This is a genomic window from Bradyrhizobium sp. 197 (assembly GCF_023073375.1).
Lineage (GTDB): Bacteria > Pseudomonadota > Alphaproteobacteria > Rhizobiales > Xanthobacteraceae > Bradyrhizobium.
In genome coordinates this window covers 1-1141 of sequence record NZ_JADPJJ010000145.1, presented here as the reverse complement: position 1 = coordinate 1141, position 1141 = coordinate 1, and the positions used below count along the sequence as shown (strand labels likewise).

General features: G+C 64.2%; 1 protein-coding gene. It reads right to left on the bottom strand.

The features are described 5' to 3' along the window. On the bottom strand, positions 1-1141 hold a 1141-nt coding region (locus tag IVB27_RS33925; RefSeq protein WP_247447134.1), incomplete at both ends, for an ISL3 family transposase.

Here is a 1141-nt window from a genome sequence, read left to right as displayed (position 1 = left end):
GTATCGCGGCCATTGGTCATCAGGCGGGCGATAGTTCTCGCGGACGGTACGCGCTGCAGGCTCTGAGCATCGGGCATTTCGGCACGCCGACGGCGTGTCGCCCATTCGGTAACGACTCGCACCGAGCCTCTAAATCCCTGCGCCTTGAGGCAACGCCACAGGTCGGCGCCATTACAATGACCAGCGGCCCACTGAACATCGAGCCATGGCAGGTAGTGCTCGAGCGAGCTCTCGCGCACCCTGAACACGTCGGATCGCTGACCTCGCAATACCCTGCGGATGAGGCCCCGGCTATGGCCGGTGAGCCGTACGATCTCCTTTATGGAGACGCCCGTCTCAGCCTGTTTGAGGATTGCCGCGTTGGTGTCTTCTCGCCGAAGATAACCCTCATATTGAATGCGCTCGGCGGCGGTCAATAAGTTGGGATTTATGGTGGCGGAGCCAACCGCGATGCGGACCTGGCGCATGGATTTGCGAACCGCATCCAGGAAGGCGTGGCTGGCGTTCTCCATGAGGTGCCAACGGTCGGCGACCTGGGTGGCGTGCGGGAGTGCCTTGGCCGCAGCAAGGGCGTAACCGCCGCCGCGGTCGCGCGCGACCACAGCGATCTGTGGTTGCCCCGCGAGCCAGGCCTGCGCAGTGGCTGGCTCTCTGTCGGGTAAGAGAGTGATCGGTCGTCGCCGCTCGAGGTCGCAGATGATAGTTCCATACCGCTGATTGCGCCGCCAGGCCCAATCGTCGATGCCGATAACGCTCGGCGCAGCAAAGGGTGGACACCCGCGCCTTCTAACCACCCGAAGCAACGTGTCGTTGCTCACGGGCAGCATAAGTCGACGGGCAAAACTCGCCGCTGGGCGGCCACCCAAGGCGAGGCCAAGGTGATGGACGATCAGATCGAGCCGGGTCGTTCGCCGCGCCCACGGTGCTAGAGCGCCGTCATCGAAGCGCTCGGTGAAAATACGCCGACCGCAGAGAGCAGTAACGCAGCGGAAGCGGCGCGCCACGACCACCAAGCGAACCTGCCGCCCCGCAAGCGGCAGATCGGTTAGGCGCCGCTGATATCGGCTATGGATCCGCCCAGAACTGGTCCCGCATCCGGGACAGAGACTCGTCCCGCTCGTGGGACGCACGGTGATCACGG